General features: G+C 44.2%; 18 protein-coding genes and 2 pseudogenes. 2 read left to right on the forward strand and 18 right to left on the reverse strand.

Features of this window, described 5'->3' with window-relative positions; translation table 11 throughout:
• Positions 1-18: 18 nt before the first annotated feature.
• From AC04Q4_RS11495 to AC04Q4_RS11515, 5 genes are all read right to left on the reverse strand, one after another.
• Positions 19-228 (reverse strand): carbon-nitrogen hydrolase family protein, encoded by a 210-nt coding sequence (locus AC04Q4_RS11495; protein WP_243251564.1) that lies wholly within the window; start codon positions 226-228, stop codon positions 19-21.
• Between the two features lie 117 nt (positions 229-345).
• The gene (locus tag AC04Q4_RS11500) at positions 346-630 is read right to left on the reverse strand and encodes a cytidylate kinase family protein (RefSeq protein ID WP_178774444.1); all 285 of its coding nucleotides are present in this window, start codon (positions 628-630) and stop codon (positions 346-348) included.
• A 27-nt stretch (positions 631-657) separates the two neighbouring features.
• On the reverse strand, positions 658-2,139 hold the full coding sequence (locus AC04Q4_RS11505) for an aldehyde dehydrogenase family protein (protein ID WP_296048220.1): 1,482 nt from the start codon (positions 2,137-2,139) through the stop codon (positions 658-660).
• 12 nt (positions 2,140-2,151) lie between these two features.
• On the reverse strand, positions 2,152-3,768 hold the full coding sequence (locus AC04Q4_RS11510) for an amidohydrolase family protein (protein ID WP_476389003.1): 1,617 nt from the start codon (positions 3,766-3,768) through the stop codon (positions 2,152-2,154).
• Positions 3,769-3,780: 12 nt separating this feature from the next.
• Complete coding sequence (locus AC04Q4_RS11515) at positions 3,781-3,951, reverse strand: hypothetical protein (protein WP_173738142.1); 171 nt, start codon at positions 3,949-3,951, stop codon at positions 3,781-3,783.
• Between the two features lie 375 nt (positions 3,952-4,326).
• Here AC04Q4_RS11515 and AC04Q4_RS11520 point away from each other — a divergent pair, with 375 nt between their 5' ends.
• Positions 4,327-5,085: a helix-turn-helix transcriptional regulator gene (locus AC04Q4_RS11520; protein ID WP_173738188.1), complete on the forward strand. Its 759-nt coding sequence runs from the start codon at positions 4,327-4,329 to the stop codon at positions 5,083-5,085.
• An 81-nt stretch (positions 5,086-5,166) separates the two neighbouring features.
• Here the strand turns inward: AC04Q4_RS11520 and AC04Q4_RS11525 are convergent, their stop codons facing one another.
• The 5 genes from AC04Q4_RS11525 to AC04Q4_RS11545 all read right to left on the reverse strand — a co-directional run bounded on the left by AC04Q4_RS11525 (position 5,167) and on the right by AC04Q4_RS11545 (position 9,621).
• Positions 5,167-6,639 carry a S1C family serine protease gene (locus tag AC04Q4_RS11525; protein ID WP_173738189.1) on the reverse strand — a complete coding sequence of 491 codons (1,473 nt, stop codon included), beginning with the start codon at positions 6,637-6,639 and terminating at the stop codon, positions 5,167-5,169.
• Positions 6,640-6,734: 95 nt separating this feature from the next.
• Positions 6,735-7,532, reverse strand: a complete 798-nt coding sequence (locus AC04Q4_RS11530; protein ID WP_173738190.1) for a metal ABC transporter permease — start codon at positions 7,530-7,532, stop codon at positions 6,735-6,737.
• Positions 7,529-8,191: a metal ABC transporter ATP-binding protein gene (locus AC04Q4_RS11535; protein ID WP_243251562.1), complete on the reverse strand. Its 663-nt coding sequence runs from the start codon at positions 8,189-8,191 to the stop codon at positions 7,529-7,531. The genes AC04Q4_RS11530 and AC04Q4_RS11535 overlap by 4 nt, the downstream gene beginning before the upstream one ends.
• A gap of 63 nt (positions 8,192-8,254) precedes the next feature.
• The gene (locus AC04Q4_RS11540; RefSeq protein WP_173738191.1) at positions 8,255-9,205 is read right to left on the reverse strand and encodes a metal ABC transporter substrate-binding protein; all 951 of its coding nucleotides are present in this window, start codon (positions 9,203-9,205) and stop codon (positions 8,255-8,257) included.
• The gene (locus AC04Q4_RS11545) at positions 9,205-9,621 is read right to left on the reverse strand and encodes a Fur family transcriptional regulator (RefSeq protein WP_173738192.1); all 417 of its coding nucleotides are present in this window, start codon (positions 9,619-9,621) and stop codon (positions 9,205-9,207) included. The genes AC04Q4_RS11540 and AC04Q4_RS11545 overlap by 1 nt, the downstream gene beginning before the upstream one ends.
• Before the next feature lie 467 nt (positions 9,622-10,088).
• Here AC04Q4_RS11545 and AC04Q4_RS11550 point away from each other — a divergent pair, with 467 nt between their 5' ends.
• Complete coding sequence (locus tag AC04Q4_RS11550; protein WP_173738193.1) at positions 10,089-10,853, forward strand: DeoR/GlpR family DNA-binding transcription regulator; 765 nt, start codon at positions 10,089-10,091, stop codon at positions 10,851-10,853.
• Between the two features lie 148 nt (positions 10,854-11,001).
• On the opposite strand, the gene AC04Q4_RS11555 is transcribed toward AC04Q4_RS11550, so the two are convergent.
• The 8 genes and pseudogenes from AC04Q4_RS11555 to AC04Q4_RS11590 all read right to left on the reverse strand — a co-directional run.
• On the reverse strand, positions 11,002-12,519 hold the full coding sequence (locus tag AC04Q4_RS11555; protein ID WP_173738194.1) for a CoA-acylating methylmalonate-semialdehyde dehydrogenase: 1,518 nt from the start codon (positions 12,517-12,519) through the stop codon (positions 11,002-11,004).
• Positions 12,520-13,402: 883 nt separating this feature from the next.
• Complete coding sequence (locus AC04Q4_RS11560; RefSeq protein ID WP_173738195.1) at positions 13,403-13,726, reverse strand: branched-chain amino acid transporter permease; 324 nt, start codon at positions 13,724-13,726, stop codon at positions 13,403-13,405.
• Positions 13,727-13,762: 36 nt separating this feature from the next.
• Positions 13,763-14,485, reverse strand: a complete 723-nt coding sequence (locus tag AC04Q4_RS11565; protein WP_173738196.1) for an AzlC family ABC transporter permease — start codon at positions 14,483-14,485, stop codon at positions 13,763-13,765.
• Positions 14,486-14,653: 168 nt separating this feature from the next.
• Entirely contained in the window at positions 14,654-14,866 is a 213-nt protein-coding gene (locus tag AC04Q4_RS11570) for a hypothetical protein (protein WP_173738197.1), read from the reverse strand.
• Positions 14,867-14,944: 78 nt separating this feature from the next.
• Entirely contained in the window at positions 14,945-15,460 is a 516-nt protein-coding gene (locus AC04Q4_RS11575) for an O-acetyl-ADP-ribose deacetylase (protein ID WP_173738198.1), read from the reverse strand.
• A gap of 232 nt (positions 15,461-15,692) precedes the next feature.
• Entirely contained in the window at positions 15,693-15,914 is a 222-nt protein-coding gene (locus AC04Q4_RS11580) for a hypothetical protein (protein WP_173738199.1), read from the reverse strand.
• Between the two features lie 19 nt (positions 15,915-15,933).
• A pseudogene (locus AC04Q4_RS11585) lies at positions 15,934-16,143 on the reverse strand (arsenate reductase family protein); the annotation flags it as partial.
• A 151-nt stretch (positions 16,144-16,294) separates the two neighbouring features.
• Positions 16,295-16,432, reverse strand: a pseudogene (locus AC04Q4_RS11590) (arsenate reductase family protein); the annotation flags it as partial.
• Positions 16,433-16,674: the final 242 nt, after the last annotated feature.

The following is a 16,674-nucleotide window of genomic DNA, read 5'->3' on the forward strand; positions in this document are numbered from 1 at the left end:
TATAAAAATTTTATACAGCTATAATAACACAGGCAGGCAGCCATCCGCATCAATTATCACAACGGAATTAAATGCCACATTTCCCGTACGCTCAAAAAAACTTACCGGAATCACAATGTCCAGCTCTTTTGCAGCTGCCTCCCGTACCAGTTTTTCTGCCTTCGCAAGTGTCGCCTCTCTGTCCCAGCTGCATGCCATCTGCGTAGCTGCCACTACAACTTTCCGCATAATCCACCAAATCCCTTCTGTTTTTTTTCATACGTTCAAACAATCCATCGCTTCACTGCCCGTCTCTGCAAATCCTATCTCTGACATTCTACAGCTGAAATTTTCTCTTAACAGCATCTACCAGGAAATCCGCTGTGCCTCAAAAATCTTATCCTGGGTATTGCTGGTTCCTTTTCCAAGAGGAAACATCATCCTGGAAAAAGGACTTACCTTGACTTTTTTTGCCGTCTCCTCTGCTTCATCCACTACAGAAACCGGAAGATTCAGTTTTCTGGCTGCCTGGTCCACGATATCCCTGTCATAATATTCAATACCAAGCTTTTCGGCCATTTTTTTTGCAATGGGACGGCCCATGCTGCCGAACTGCCTGGTGATCGTAACTACATATTTACTTTTTCCCATATAAAAGTTCCTCCCGATTTGATGTTTTTAATGTTCATACCATCCAACGATTCCAGGATTCAGATTGATATTGATCTGTTTGATCTCCTGATATTCCTCAAGTCCCTGAACACCAAGATCACGGCCGATTCCGGATTTCTTGTAGCCGCCCCACGGAGCTTCGTTAAATGTCGGGTTGTAACAGTTGACCCAGGTAATACCTGCACGGATCTCTTTGATCACCCTGAGTGCTCTGGAACCATCGGCGGTAAATACTGCTCCGGCCAGACCATACTCCGTATCGTTTGCCATATCAATGGCCTCCTGCTCTGTTTTAAACGTCTGGACAGTCACGACCGGTCCGAAAATCTCCTCCCGGACAATGGTCATATCAGGAGTACAGTTATCAAATATGGTTGGTCTTACATAAAAGCCCTTCGCACACTCTCCCTCTGTATAGCGTTCACCACCGCACACAAGAACAGCACCTTCCTCAACACCCTTCTTAATGTAACCCAGAACTTTATTCATATGGCTTTCAGACACCAACGGGCCCATATCCGGATTTTCCATAGGATTTCCAATGGTGATTGCATTTGCTTTCTTTGCAAGACGTTTCACAAATTCATCCTTAATGCTTTCCTCAATGATAATTCTGGAGCCTGCAGAGCACACCTCTCCCTGATTCAGGAAAACACCGATCATAGCCCACTCCACTGCACCATCCAGATCTGCATCTGCAAAGATCACATTCGGGGATTTTCCGCCAAGCTCGAGGCCGATCTTTTTCACATTACCTGCTGCCGCACGCATAATACTCTGTCCAACCTCTGTACTTCCGGTAAAAGTAACCATATCCACATCCTTACTCTCTGCAATACGGTTTCCTGTAATTCCACCGGGACCCAGGATCAGGTTCACACTGCCCTTCGGCATTCCGATCTTTTCAAAGATCCCAAACAGCTTCACGCAGGAAAGCACACAGTTGGAGCTTGGTTTAAACACAACGCTGTTTCCTGCCGCCAGTGCAGGAGCCAGCTTCCACACGCCCATCAGGAGCGGATAGTTCCACGGAGTGATCAGCCCACACACACCAACCGGCTCATGAACGGTATAGGAATGCATTTTTCCGAACCCCTCATTTACTTCATAAACACCGCCATGAGGCATTTTTAAGATTCCGGCATAATAACGGAAACAATGGATGGCGTCATCCACATCTGCCTCCGCCTCTCTTAAAGGCTTTCCATGATCCATACAGTCCAGCTTCGCAAAATCATCTCTTTCTGCATCAATAGCATCTGCAATCTTAAGAAGGATATCTGCCCTTGTCTGGCTGTCCATATCACGCCATTCCCTTGTCACATAAAAAGATTTCTTTGCTGCTGCGATCGCTTTATCAACATCCGTGGCATTACCTTCTGTTACCATGGCAAGAACCTCACCATTTGCAGGATTTAATGTAGGAACAGATTTTCCTGTGCTGCCTTCTACCCATTCACCGTCAATAAACATTTTCTGAAGCTCCATAATCGTCCTCCTTTATCTGATCTTTTCACCTTCAAAATAATTCGCTTCCACTTTCATTCCCCGGATCTCGTCCTTATTCACCTCAAAAAGATCACCGCTCAAAACAATGATATCTGCCATTTTCCCCGGCTCCAGCGTTCCCATTGAATCCTCCACATGATAAACACGAGCCGCGCCAATGGTGTAAGCTTTCAGTGTATCTGCCATGGAGATTTTTTCCCACGGGTTGGTCGATGTAAGTTTTCCCTCATCATCTCTTCTTGTAACTGCTGCATAGATCGTTGTAAAGGGATCTATGGTCACAACCGGATAATCGGTTCCAAGTGCCAGCGCACCTTCATGCTCCAGCAATGTCCGGAACGGCCACTGAAGCCTTGCCCGTTTTTCTCCGATCTGGTTCACCTTTCCATTAGCTGCAAGTGTTACATGATAAGGCTGAATCGAAGGGATCACATCCAGCTCTGCAAAACGATCCAGATCATCTGGATGGATATTTTCGATATGCTCTATCGTATTTCGAAGCCTGTGCTCTCCGTTCACTTCTGCCGACTTTTCAAAAAGATCCAGTGCCATCCGCACCGAACCATCCGCAATACAGTGAAGCCTTACCTGTATTCCTGCCTTATTCGCTGCGATGATCTCCTTCTGCATTTTTTTCTCAGGCCACAGCGGAAGCCCCTCGCCGCAGGTTTCCGGCTTGTCTGTATAAGGCTCCAGCAGAAGTCCCGTATATGTTTCTGTCACACCATCAATAAATCCCTTCACTCCTGCAATATGAAAATGAGGCGAATCAAAATGTTTCTGAAATCTGAAATACCTGGAAAATTCTGTATATCCGAAAAGCTTCATGTAGGAAAAAATCTGCGCTTTCAGTCCCTCTTCCTCATCCAGTTTTTTCAGAATCTCATATTTTTTCATGGTATCTTCTGTATAGTCATCTGCAAACATTTCGCTTGCAGCGGCAATTCCGTGATCTGCCAGCACATCCTGAAAATTCCGATGGATTTCCAGCATTTCTTCCTCTGAAAACTCCATATATTTTTTCTGTGCAGGTTCGCAGGCTGCCGGTTCCAGGAGAAGACCGCTGAGCTCACCATTCTCAAATTTTACATTCACACCGTTATCCATTTTCCGGTCCGGATCGATCCCCGCCTCTTCCAGTGCTCTGGAATTCAGCCACATGCTGTGGCAGTCGGCACAGGTAAGATATACCGGTCTGTCAGGAATAGCTTCATCCAGAAGTCTCTTATCCGGAAGTGGTTCGTCACCCCAGTTTGTAATAAACCATCCAGAACCTCGAATTCTTTTATAATCCGGATGTGCATCCGCAAATTCTTTTATGATCTTTACACATTCTGCCTGAGAACGTCCCCTTCCCAGATCTGAACACACATATCTGCTTCCGTCAACGGCTCCGGAAAAAAGATGTGTATGTGCATCCAGAAAAGATGACATGATCATTTTTTCTCCGTAATCATAAAGAGACCAGTCCGCATAATCCTTATCTCTGTGGTAATCCCATGGAAGAACTGCCCGGATCTTTTTATCCTCAACTGCAATCGCAGCCGGTCTTGGGAAATCTTCAAGCCCTGTAAAAACATTTCTGCTTCTTAAAATAAATTTTCCCATAAGCCCTTCCTCCTACATCACGAAACCGCAGATCAGAAATCCCACAACGGAAAGTACACTTGCAATGATGACGTATGGAAGCTGTGTCAGTGCGTGCTCCATATTGTCAATTCCTGCACTCTGTGAAGAAAGAAGTGTTGCATCTGTATAAAACCACGCATCTTCTGGTTGCGATAGCTCCAACAATAATAACCAGAAGAATAAAAATTGCAATCAATCCAGTGTTCATTTTTTTCTCCCCTTTCTTTCTGCCAAACGAAAAAGGACATACCCGATCAACGGATATGCCCCTTCGCATAAAACAGCTCTTTTTTCCCGAAACAAAAAACGGCGCATTTACTGCTCTATCGCAATAAATACACCATTGTATGTTTCATATGTTTCGTGTTTTTCTTTTTTGATATTGATATACTATTCTTTTTCCGTTTCTGATACAATGCTTAATTTCGGGAGTTGAATTAATTCTTTTTAATTATATCTACTTGATTTCAAGTATATGTAGCAGTATACTTATTGTCAAGTGTTATTCGCAATCTGCATAAGAAAAGGAGAACCCTCATGGAAAAAAATACCTTCCTGATGATCAACGACATAATCTACGATCTCTATTCCTGCACCAGTCTCAACGAGATCAAGGCTAAATTTCTGCATCGCCTGAAAATGGTGATCCCTTACAGCTACGCCAGCATCCTTCTCCATGAAAATACCGAAGATCCCGACACCATCCGTCTCACCAGTCCCATTTGTATCCCGGAAGCCTTCATCGAAGCCGAAAACGAATACATGAAAGTAGCCGATGAAGATCATCTCCTCTGGCTCCTCCACTCCCGCGAGCCTCGTCTTGTCCGTGAAAGCGACCTCCTGGAGGATCAGCAGCGCCTTAACTCTCCACTCTATGTCCACTGCTACCGCAAATTTCATATATTTGATTCCATGCAGTACGCCAGCGTCTACCAGCAGGAGCTCCTGGGTGTCCTCACCCTCTTCCGCACTGAAAAGGACGGTCCCTTCACCAATGAAGACATGTTCTACCTTCAGGCCATCGGCATGCACTTAAACGCAGTCCTCTACCAGATTGCCCACCAGCAGCCTCAGACCAACAGCCTTAAGCAAACCCTCGGCCACCTGAAAACCAACAACCATCTCACTGCCAGAGAACTTCAGATCGCCGAACAGATCTTCCAGTACCGCAACAACGACGAGATCGCCCAGTCCCTCGGCATCCGTGAAAACACCCTCCAGAAACACCTGCAGAATATCTTCCGCAAAACCAATGTAACCTCCCGGTGGGAACTCCTCCGATTACGCATGCAGTAATAATGTCAAAAGGTTATCCGAAAAAGGCTCCGCAGCCACCCGATCCCGGGTCAGCCACAGAGCCTTTCTCATTATATACAGTTAGTCATACAATCCATTCTGCTCAAAATCCCTGAACATACTGGCCTCACCATCATCAGCAAACACATCTGCATCATCCTGCTTAGAACCATCCTGTCCACCCTGGATATCCGCATCCTGGGAATCCTGACTATCCTGTGCCGCACTCTCCTCAGAGCTGTCCTTACTATCCTTATCGGAACTGTCATCCTTACCAAGCTTCACAGTAAAAGTCTTCTCTTTATACTCATTGCCATCCTGAACAGCAACTGTCACATCAATTTTTTCCTTCGGCTCATAATACTGAAGCAGTTCAACCAACTGATCAATACTTGTGATCGTCTTACCATCAAACTCTGTGATAACCATATTCTTGGTAATACCAGCATCATCAGCAGGACCATCCTCAGTTACCTTTGAAACAAATACACCCTGCGGGATACCATAGATCTGAACAGCCTCATCACTGACTGTACTGCCTGTGATTCCAAGAATACCATGATTATCAACCTTATCTCTGGCTTTCGCATTCATCATATTCTCAAGAGAATCTGCAACATCAGAAATCGCAATGGCATAACCCATACCCTCAACCTCAGTAGAAGCAAGCTTGGAAGAGTTAATACCAACAACCTCACCATCCATATTCAGAAGCGCACCGCCACTGTTACCAGGATTGATAGCCGCATCTGTCTGGATCAGGTTAACGCCCTTATTCAGGCTGCTGCTGTTATCAGAAGAATCATCCGACTCAACCTGACCTGAAGAATCGATCTTACGGTTCTTTGCACTGACAATACCTGTAGTAACAGACTGTCCATAGCCAAGTGCATTACCAATGGCAACAATCTGCTCACCGATCTTCAGATCATCAGAGCTTCCGATCTTTGCAACGGAAATAGCATCCATTGTATCATCAGAAACGTCTTTTGTATCAACAGATACAACTGCCAGATCCTCATTTTCATCAAATCCTTTTACAGTTGCCTCATAAGCACTGCCGTCTGCAAAAGCAACAGATAATGTATCTGCTCCGTCAACTACATGATAGTTTGTTGCGATCAGAAGCTCGGATTTTGTTTTTCCGATGATAATACCGGAACCACTTCCCTCTACTTCCTGCTCCTGGCTCGGTGCATACTGAGAGCCGAACATGCTGTAGTAATTCTGAACCTCCTGAACAGATTTTGTTGTGATCGCTACAACGGAAGGCATTGCTTCCTCAGCAACATCGGATACATCCAGACTGCCTTTTGTATCAGAAGCTTTTGTATCACTGGTATCTTCTGTTTCTTCATCAGCTTTCTTCTCGGATTTCATAAGTGTAAGCTTCTCAGAGCTATCTGTTGCTGCCTGTACAGACTGTGCACCTGAGAAATAGTTAATACCCTCGTAAGCTCCGACACCAATACCACCAGCAAGCACTGCACACAGGCTGATGGTTGCACCTTTTTTAACAAGTTTCTTTATTTTTAATTTTCTGTTATTGTTCATGATTAAGTCCCTCCCTGGAAAAAGTTCTCTCTGTTTCCTTTTGATGCTTCAAAGTATATGATCCAATTGTGTTTACTTTGTGGGAAAAATGTGTTTTATTTGTTAAAACTTTTCACGGACATCACAATTACAAACCATGCAACCTCAAGAAGTACGATCATTCCACCCGGCTTCAGCCCGGCATAATAGGAAAGAAAAAGTCCCGCAATGGTAGTGCAGACAGCTACAAGAACCGCACAGATCAGTGTCCCCTTATAGCTTTTTGCCATCTGCATGCCGCAGGCCACCGGCACGACCAGCATGGAAGAAACGATCAGCGTTCCCACTGTACGGGATGCAACAGAGACAGTCAACGCAGTCAGGATCGTAAACATAAAATTAATATTCCGCACAGAAACCCCTGAGATCCTTGCTGCATTCTCATCAAACCCAATATAAAAAAGCTCCCTGTAAAAAAACAGTACCGCAGCCAGAACCAGTACACTGATCACAACTACCAGTGCAAGCTCTCCCTCACTGATAGACACAATACTTCCGAATAAGAAGCTGTTCAGACTGGCACCGTTTTCCACGAATCCGGACAAAACACCTGCCAGTCCGATCCCGGCAGACATAACGATCGAGATCGCCACCTCCGAATACCGCGGGATTTTTTTCCGGATGGCTTCAATCCCAAGTGCCGCAACAATACACATTACCACAGCACCAGCCACAGGATTTATCCCAAGGATCAGTCCCAGCACCACTCCTGCCAGGGACGAATGGGAAAGTGCATCTCCGATCATGGACATTCTCTTCAGTACGATCGTTATTCCGATACAGGGAGTGATCACAGCCAGAAGGATTCCCACGAGAAAAGCCCTCTGCATAAATCCATATTGTAAAATACTCATACCTCGTCAATTCTCCCTTCTTCTGCTCTGAAAAAACGGTTGGCTCCTTTAAATTCACTGGAGTTTCCATGTGTCACCATAAGGATCGTAAGCCCCTGTTCTTCATTACGCTTCTTCAAAACCCGGGCAAGTGTTTTCACAGAAACTGTATCCATTCCCGTTGTCGGCTCATCCAGGATCAGGATTTTCGGATTTCCCACCAGTGCACGTGCCAGCATGACTCTCTGCTGCTGCCCGCCGGAAAGCTCACCGATCCGCCTTTTCCAGTATTCTTCCATCTCCATTTCCGCAAGAACAGCTTTCAGCCGGGGGATCTCCTTTTTCGCCCGAAAACGCGCCCTCCATGATGAGGAATAGATTCCCGTCATCATAATCTCCTCCACAGTAGCCGGAAAATTCTGGTTCCTGCTGATACTGTTTTGCGGAACATATCCCAGATCTCCCTTTCCGAATGTTGCGGAGATATCTTTTCCATTTACTTTAATACTTCCCTCCTGAGCTTTCAGCTCACCAAGAAGAAGCTTCAGAAATGTACTTTTTCCACTTCCGTTCTCACCGGTAAGAATCGCATAATCGCCATCCTTCACCTCCAGATTCACCTGATCCAGCACAGGCGTCCCAGTATAATGAAACGAAAGATTCTCTATTGAAATTCCCATCATCTCACCTGCTTTCTATTTCATGCCATGCAGCACAGCTGTTCAGCCATGACCATCAATCCCTTAGTTTAACGCCATCTTCAATGCTGCCAGATTCTTTCTCATCACAGAAAAATAATCCTCTCCGTCCTGAATATCCTCCTCACTTAATCCCTCAATAGGATTCAGCACAGCCGTAACCGCATCCACTTCCTTTGCCACCGTTTTCGCCACCTTGGGGCTTGCCAGCTCCTCAAAGAAAATGGTATGGATATCAAACTCTTTCGCATATTCAATCACTTCCTGCATCTTCGCAGGATCCGGTTCCGAATCCGGTGTCAAACCTTCAATGGCCAGCTGCTTCAGATCATAAGCATTACACAGATACCCGAAAGCTTCATGAGCCACAATGATATCCCTGCTCTTTATATCTGCCAGCCCTTCCCGGAATTCCTGATCCAATTCATCAAACTCCCCCGCATACTTCTCGTAGTTTGCTTCATAATAATCCCGGTTCTCCGGATCTGCCTGGCAAAAAGCATCTCGAATATTTTTCATCTCCTGCTTTGCCCTCAGAGGATCCAGCCAGACATGAGGATCTTTCCCGTTATCTCCATGAGCATGATCCCCCTCACCATCCAGAAGTTCCACACCATCCGATGCCTCAGCTGCGATCAGATCCTGATTCTCCAGCGTGGCCAGCACATCCTCAGCCCAGTGCTCCAGATCTGCACCGTTATATACAAAAACATCCGCATCCTCAAGATTACGGATATCCGTAGCTGCAGGTTCCCAGTCATGAGGCTCCGTTCCCGCCGGAACCATGTCTTTCACCTCAACCTTATCTCCGCCAACTTTCTGCGCGAAGTCGTACATGGGATAAAAACTCGCCATAACCTTAATCTGCCCGTCATCCGAAAAAGGCTTCCCCACAGTTCCGGCTCTGTGCAGTCCATATCCAACCACACTGCCAACGATAAGGATCGTTGCTGCCAGAACTGCTGCCGCCCCGATCTTATTTTTGTTAGAACTCATTATCTTCTCTTCCTCCGGCATCCATCACAATATCCATAAAATACCGTCCGGCTCTGATCGATTTCAAACCCATGCTCATCCAGCACATGCCCAACGAAATGATCAATACAGCCGCACTGCAGCGGAATCGTATGTCCGCATTCCAGGCACACAAGCTTTCCATAATTTTTCCGCTCTTCGTCCCGGACAAAACGGTACTGAGCCGCTGCTCCTTCCACAGACGGAACCTTCAGCACCGCACCTTCTTTCTGCAGCCGCTCAAGCCCCCTGTACACCGTCGTCCTTCCTATATGGATATCCTTTCCGCGAAGAATATCCATAAACTGATCAATCGTATAAAAAATATCTCCATGCTCCTGCAGACATTCCAGAATCAATTTCTGCTGCCTGGTACTGTATTTAATTTTTTCTTCCATATATCTGCCACTCTCTTTCAACTATAGCAATTCCGACAATTCATGTTCTGCACAGCTGAACCTGATGCAGTAATTTCCGGGAGTACTATAATCACTCAATCGTCAATCGGATATTCGCAATCCGCTTTCGCTACTTGCTCATAACCGAATAACTGCTCCGCAGTTTATCAGGAGGGGCTTGTACCCCTCCTGATACAAGTAAGTCCCACCCACTGCTTATTGCTCCTCGCAATTGAAGCAGGGGACTTACTTGATTCGGTTAAAATTTGAATTTGAAAACCGTTTTCATATTACATTCAAAAAAATTTTTCGTCAAGCCGTTTTTTCGTAACATATGTCACTGATTTTCTGATTCTTCATTTCGCAGTCAAAAAAACTGGTATGTTCGCATAAAAGCACTTTATCTCCACCTTTTTTTATGATAAAATATAACCAAGACTTAACCAACAGAAAGAAGGCAGACCTCTATGAAATCACAGCGACTTGATATGATCGAAGAATATGTGTTGGAACACAAGAACGCTTCTCTTGATACATTATGTGAAACATTCAACGTATCAAAAAACACCATCAGAAGAGATGTCGATATCCTTCTGAAACGTGGCAGTATTATGAAGGTATACGGCGGTGTTGCCGCACTTGAGACCCCTCAGACACTTCCTCTTCTGTCCTACGAAGAACGGGGCGGCCGTTTCCCTGAAGAAAAGAAAGAAATCTGCCGCCGCGCCGCAGAGCTTGTGGCTGAAGACGACACCATCTATATTGATACCGGCACAACCTGCCTGAACCTGGTCGATTATATTGCAGACAAACATTGCACCATCCTTACAAACAGTCTTCTTATCTTCAACAAAGCAGCATCTTATCCTAACCTGGATATCATCTCCGTTCCCGGAAGACTGAATCGTAAAACTCTGTCCTTCACAGGCCCGGATATCAATGATTATCTGAAGACTTACAACATTTCCATGGCATTTATGGCCTGTACAGGCGTTACTATAAAGAGCGGTCTCACCAATGCCAGTGCAGAAGAATACATCACCAAGAAAGCCATTGCAGAGAATGCCAACAGCCTGATCCTTCTTGCCGACCATTCCAAATTCGGCCGGATCTCACTTATGACTTACTCTCCAATGGAAAAACTGGATGGTATTGTTACAGACCAGACCCTGCCCGAAGAATACGACAGCTTCTGTCAGGATCACGGAATCCGGGTTATGACTATCGACTGATCAGCTTTTATCAAAAAATAATGCACCTGCCAAGAATTCAGCAGGTGCATTATTTTTGAATATGCTTATTTCATCAGAGGATTTTATCTTGTGAGCGGATCTTTATAATCCGCTCTGTATTAACATAGATTTATTCACGAGGTCTGTATTATGCCTCAGTACTTCCTTCCCATGTGCCGACTTTTCTCTTTCCGGCAGCCTCGTCGAACCAGTGAGTTGTAACTGTTTTTGCTCTTGTGAAGAAACGATATCCATCTCTTCCGAGAACATGAAGATCACCGAAGAAAGAATCTTTATTTCCGGAGAATGGGAAGTATGCTGTCGGAACCGGAATACCAACGTTGATTCCTACCATACCGCCGTCTGTTTCCATAGCAAATTTACGGCTGTAGTATCCGCTCTGTGTAAAGATACAGGAACCATTTGCAAACGGGTTAGCATTCATGACCCTGATTCCCTCTTCATAATCTTTCACACGTTTGATACATGTAACAGGTCCGAAGATCTCTCGGTTTCCTACTGTCATTTCCGATGTTACATGATCAAGGATTGTCGGCCCTACAAAGAATCCGTTCTCATATCCCGGAACTACTACATTACGTCCGTCAAGAACAAGCTCTGCACCCTCATCAATACCTTTCTGGATCCAGCTGCAGATTTTCTCTTTATGTCCGGCGTTTACAACCGGGCCAAGGTCTGTATCTTCATCGTAAGCACATCCAAGTTTCATAGCTTCTGCTTTCTTCTTAAGAAGTGCAACGAACTCGTCTGCGATACTCTCCTGTACGCATACAACCGGAAGAGCCATACATCTCATACCGGCACATCCATATGTAGAGTTGATGATAGCATTTACAGTTGCCTCAAGGTTACAGTCCTCAAGAACAAGTGCATGGTTCTTAGCTTCACACTGAGCCTGAACACGTTTACCATGAGCTGCTGCTTTGGAATATACCTGTTTACCAACACCTGTTGTTCCTACGAATGTGACAGCTTTTACCCTCTCATCTGTAAGAAGGATATCGGCCTCTACACGGCTGCAGGTTACAAGGTTTACAACTCCCTTCGGGAATCCACCTTCTTTGTAAAAGAGCTCCATGATTCTCATAGATGTAAGCGGTGTCTGGGAGCTCGCTTTCAGTACGACTGTATTTCCGCATGCGATGGAAAGCGGAACCATCCAGCCCCAGGGGATCATTGCAGGGAAGTTCATCGGAACAATACCAGCAGTTACTCCAAGTGGTTTACGATATGTAGCTGTATCATAGCCTGTTGTTACCTGCATTGCAGCATCACCCTGGATCATGGTCGGAAGTGCACAGGCCTCTTCTGTAGGCTCGATCGCTTTCTGAACATCTCCTCTTGCTTCTTTAATATTCTTTCCGAGTTCTTTCGCACAAAGCACGGAAAGCTCTTCTTTATGTGCATAAAGGATATCTCTCCATTTAAACATGTACTGCTGTCTCTTAGCCAGTGAAAGTGCTGACCATTCCGGATATGCAGCCTGTGCAGATGCAATCGCCTCCTCCACCTCATCTGGTGTACAGCAGGGAACCTGTGCAATCACCTCGCCTGTACTGGAATCTGTTACATCCATATATTTCTCTGCTTTGGACTCTTTCCACTCACCGTTTACACAGTAACCCATTTTTTTAATTTCAGCCATTTTTAACAATACCCCTTTCATTTTTTGATTTTGTTTCATGGTTATATTTATATTGTGTCGTTTTTCTTTGTTATGGTCACATATTATCATTTATTTTAATTTTTGTCAATATGTCATGGTTATATCTTGAGTATGTTGTTTAAAAATACATGTTAATTTATTCACACTTTCTATCCTTTTTTAATTTACATTAGGAAGTCTTGTATTAGCTGATTTTTGTTTAAAATTTCGCATATTATGTTGTTGTTTTTCATTCAATATCAGCTCAAAAGATACTCATTTTCGTTATTTCCATAACAGACAATCACAGATTAAGGCAGAAAAACCGGCTGATTCATAGAGAGAATATATAAAAGAGGGACTATAAACTATAAGAATTACTCCCATAAGCTCCCGAGATACATCCATTTTTGAGATTTCACCCCTTATATTTCAATATTTTTGCAGCAAGAAAGAAATACATTTGTGCGTATATTACGGACATCATTGTTTTCCCATAGAATTTATGCCGAAATGCACTTAACGCATAAAAAAAGTCCTCTGCTGACTGTTTTTCACAGTCAGGCAAAAGACTATTGATTGATTTCTGTCAGGCATCCGATAAAATCATCCACATCCACTGCTTGCTTATCCTGATAAAGGTAAGTCTCCATCTACTGCTTATTATAGTGCTCCCAGAAATTATTATTACCTTTCACAGTCTCACAGAAACTTCCTCGATTCGAGTCAATCGGATATTCGCAATCCGCTTTCGCTACTTGCTCATAACCGAATAACTGCTCCGCAGTTTATCAGGAGGGGCTTGTACCCCTCCTGATACAAGTAAGTCCCACCCACTGCTTATTGCTCCTCGCAATTGAAGCAGGGGACTTACTTGATTCGGTTAAAATACCATCTGTACAAGCAGCATATACAGCACAGTTCCACCCCCAATACTAAGCAGCGTACTCCTCTTCCACTTATGCAGTATTGCAATAAATACAATTGTGATCAGCTCCGGAACACCATAATGGCCGCTTCCCGGAACATCCTTCATACAGTACACTACCAGCAGTCCGATCACTGCATACGGCAACACAGTGCCGAGATATGTGATCACTGCAGGCGGTTCTTTTCCTTCCGGAAAGATAAGAAACGGCAGAAAACGTGTTGTCATCGTACCCAGAACGACCACTGCGATAGTTACAATCTGTTGTGTTATTGTCATTTTATATTTCCTTTCGTCATGCAGTCTGCTTTATTGCTATGATATCGTCTTCTCAGCCTTTCCCAGTCTCTCTTTTCTTTTATTCTCATCATGTTTTTTCATTCCCACAAAACACAGAATAATAGATGCCATAGCCGGAAGTATAAAATTATCACTTCCGAAAATCATCAGGCATATCACCGAGCATGCCACTCCTACCAGTGCCGACTTATGATCCTTTGCTTCTTCCCATTGATTGATGAACATAACCACAAACAATGCAGTCATAACGAATTCAATACCAGTTGTATTGAAATGGATCACATACCCCAGAAGTGCCCCTGCTGTCGCTCCAGTCACCCAGTAAAACTGATTCAGTGCATTAACAAAAAACATAAACCAGCCTCTGTCCACATCTTCCGGCGGGTCTACAGTACAGTTAACAGTAAATGACTCATCACACATGCCAAAGATAAGATAAAACTTCTTCCAGCCTGTATTTTTGTACTTTTCCAGCATGGAAATACCATAGAACAGATGTCTCGCATTTACCATTAACGTAAGAAAGAACGCATATACCGGATTAAACGCTGATAAAAGTAGATTCGCCGTAACAAACTCCATAGATCCTGCGTAAATAAAAAAGCTCATGCACAACGGATATACAAAAGAAAAGCCCTTGCTTCGCATCATAAAACCATAGGACATGCCCAGAAACAGAAACCCCACACAAATAGGCAGAGTGTATGGCAAAGCTGCTTTAAATGCTTTTTTCTTCATACCTCAGATGGATTTCCTTTCTTTTATTTTCACGTTATACTTTACTTTTTCTGTCTGTGACTGTCAAGAATGTGTACTGAGCTTTTTTTGCAATCGTTTTCACTATAAAAGCGTATATAAAAGCCGCCATATGTTTCACGTGAAACACATAGCGGTCAGATATTACAATTACACTTTTTTTAATTCACGGTTCTCATCCAGCATGACCGTATCACCTTCATTAATATCTCCCTCATACAGCAGCCTGTCGTTGTGCCGCAGACTGATCTCCTGTCCATCCTCATTTTCCAGAAGAACTACCGACATAAGTTCTGCCCCTGGCTGCCGTTCTTCACAGCCAAAATCGATATCTTCTTCTATCCTCAGCACTTTACATTTCACTATTAAAGTTCCTCCATCCTGTCCACTTCAGCAAAACATTTTCAGTAAGACATTCATTTGTATTCAGACAAGCTTTCATCAGGCAGATAAAACATCCTCATATGCTTTCAACGTTCTCTCATTGAACAGAACAAATCGTACAACATCAAACTGGCCGGGATTTGCTTCACAGAATTCTTTTACTGTTTTTACAGCAATACGGGCTGCTTTTTCTAAAGGATAGTGATATACTCCTGTGGATATGGACGGAAATGCGATCCTGCGGATTCCATGATCTGATGCCACCTGTAGAGAATTATGATAGGCATTTCTCAAATCTTCCGGTTCTCCACTGTCTCCTCCATGCCAGATTGGCCCCACTGTATGGATCACGTATTTACATGGCAGCCTGTAAGCCCCTGTAAGCTTCGCCTGACCTGTTTTACATCCATGCAGGCCTGCACACTCTTTCAGCAATTCCGGTCCTGCTGCATGGTGAATTGCGCCGTCTACACCACCTCCGCCAAGAAGACTGTTGTTCGCAGCATTAACAATCGCTTCAACATCTGTAACCTTTGTAATATCGCCCATTACTGTCTCGATCAAAGCTCCCATGTTCTTACCTCCTGAAAATCATTCCAACATCTTTTCTATTGGTCAACCAGACATTCCATCATGACACTCTTTGCAGGATTTCTGCGGCAGCAAATTCTGTCCCGGAACTTTCCTCCGCAAACTTTTTATCACTTCCAGCCGTAGCTGCATACGCTCTTCCAGCTTATTACTTCCATACACCACAAAGCACACCGGATAACCGCTCTGCAGCTTATATCTTCTCTCTGTTTCTTTACAGCTCGTCCAGCATCACATCACTAACTGCATCGTAAGCATCCTCCAACGCATCCAGTGCTTCTGTCAGTGTATCCATTTTTCTGTTATCTGCATTTTCTTCTTCGTAGGCCTCGATCACCTCTGCCATAACTTCTTTCAATTCCTGCAGGGAATTTGCAATATCCTGCAGCTTCTGCTCTTTATCCTCTTTTGATGTAATATTTACGATTTTACTCATTTTCTTTTCCTCTCTTTCCTTACTTCCAGTTTTTCCATACATCCGGCTGATATCCCACCGTGGCCTGTTTTCCGTTTCTGACGATGGGAAGTTTCAGCACTTTCTGATTTTCAAGAATTTTTTCTGCACGGTCTTCCTCTGCAATATATTTGATCAGTGCCAGCAGATCTTTATCCTTGCAGTTCTCATCGATCAGTTTCTCATAACCGCCCACAGCCTGGCATACAGAAGTCAATCGGATATTCGCAATCCGCTTTCGCTACTTGCTCATAACCGAATAACTGCTCCGCAGTTTATCAGGAGGGGCTTGTACCCCTCCTGATACAAGTAAGTCCCACCCACTGCTTATTGCTCCTCGCAATTGAAGCAGGGACTTACTTGATTCGGTTAAATTCACCTTTGCTCAGGCCTTTTTCCTTCATATCCACAAACTGATATTTAATTCCCCGTTCCTTGAAATAACGTTCTGCTTTCTTACTGTCAAAACTCTTCTTTGTTCCAAAAATCTGTATGTTCATACAACTATAATCCCACCTTCCTACAGCAAAATAAGCATCTATATCCTGTTCATAACCTCTTTGTTATACACTTATCTGTATTCATCTGACAAAACTGTTCGTCTTTATTTTTATTGTACCACATGCACGTATGCTGTTCCATCAGAACTGTGAAACTCTTTTTCCTGTTTTCTCAACAACAGTTACTATTCACTCCGTGACCAGCAACGCGCTTCGCGATGCACAGAAATCATGCTTTGCAT

Source organism: Blautia sp. HA8986, from assembly GCF_056504635.1.

Bases quoted from the DNA above. Each gene is read 5' to 3' on its own strand.
- AC04Q4_RS11520 (WP_173738188.1), top strand. From the start codon at position 4,327: ATGGAAAAAAATACCTTCCTGATGATCAACGACATAATCTACGATCTC.
- AC04Q4_RS11505 (WP_296048220.1), bottom strand. From the start codon at position 2,139: ATGGAGCTTCAGAAAATGTTTATTGACGGTGAATGGGTAGAAGGCAGC.
- AC04Q4_RS11530 (WP_173738190.1), bottom strand. From the start codon at position 7,532: ATGAGTATTTTACAATATGGATTTATGCAGAGGGCTTTTCTCGTGGGA.
- AC04Q4_RS11565 (WP_173738196.1), bottom strand. From the start codon at position 14,485: ATGAAGAAAAAAGCATTTAAAGCAGCTTTGCCATACACTCTGCCTATT.
- AC04Q4_RS11555 (WP_173738194.1), bottom strand. From the start codon at position 12,519: ATGGCTGAAATTAAAAAAATGGGTTACTGTGTAAACGGTGAGTGGAAA.
- AC04Q4_RS11500 (WP_178774444.1), bottom strand. From the start codon at position 630: ATGGGAAAAAGTAAATATGTAGTTACGATCACCAGGCAGTTCGGCAGC.
- AC04Q4_RS11495 (WP_243251564.1), bottom strand. From the start codon at position 228: ATGCGGAAAGTTGTAGTGGCAGCTACGCAGATGGCATGCAGCTGGGAC.
- AC04Q4_RS11575 (WP_173738198.1), bottom strand. From the start codon at position 15,460: ATGGGAGCTTTGATCGAGACAGTAATGGGCGATATTACAAAGGTTACA.
- AC04Q4_RS11510 (WP_476389003.1), bottom strand. From the start codon at position 3,768: ATGGGAAAATTTATTTTAAGAAGCAGAAATGTTTTTACAGGGCTTGAA.
- AC04Q4_RS11550 (WP_173738193.1), top strand. From the start codon at position 10,089: ATGAAATCACAGCGACTTGATATGATCGAAGAATATGTGTTGGAACAC.
- AC04Q4_RS11560 (WP_173738195.1), bottom strand. From the start codon at position 13,726: ATGACAATAACACAACAGATTGTAACTATCGCAGTGGTCGTTCTGGGT.
- AC04Q4_RS11545 (WP_173738192.1), bottom strand. From the start codon at position 9,621: ATGGAAGAAAAAATTAAATACAGTACCAGGCAGCAGAAATTGATTCTG.
- AC04Q4_RS11540 (WP_173738191.1), bottom strand. From the start codon at position 9,205: ATGAGTTCTAACAAAAATAAGATCGGGGCGGCAGCAGTTCTGGCAGCA.
- AC04Q4_RS11525 (WP_173738189.1), bottom strand. From the start codon at position 6,639: ATGAACAATAACAGAAAATTAAAAATAAAGAAACTTGTTAAAAAAGGT.
- AC04Q4_RS11535 (WP_243251562.1), bottom strand. From the start codon at position 8,191: ATGGGAATTTCAATAGAGAATCTTTCGTTTCATTATACTGGGACGCCT.
- AC04Q4_RS11580 (WP_173738199.1), bottom strand. From the start codon at position 15,914: ATGAGTAAAATCGTAAATATTACATCAAAAGAGGATAAAGAGCAGAAG.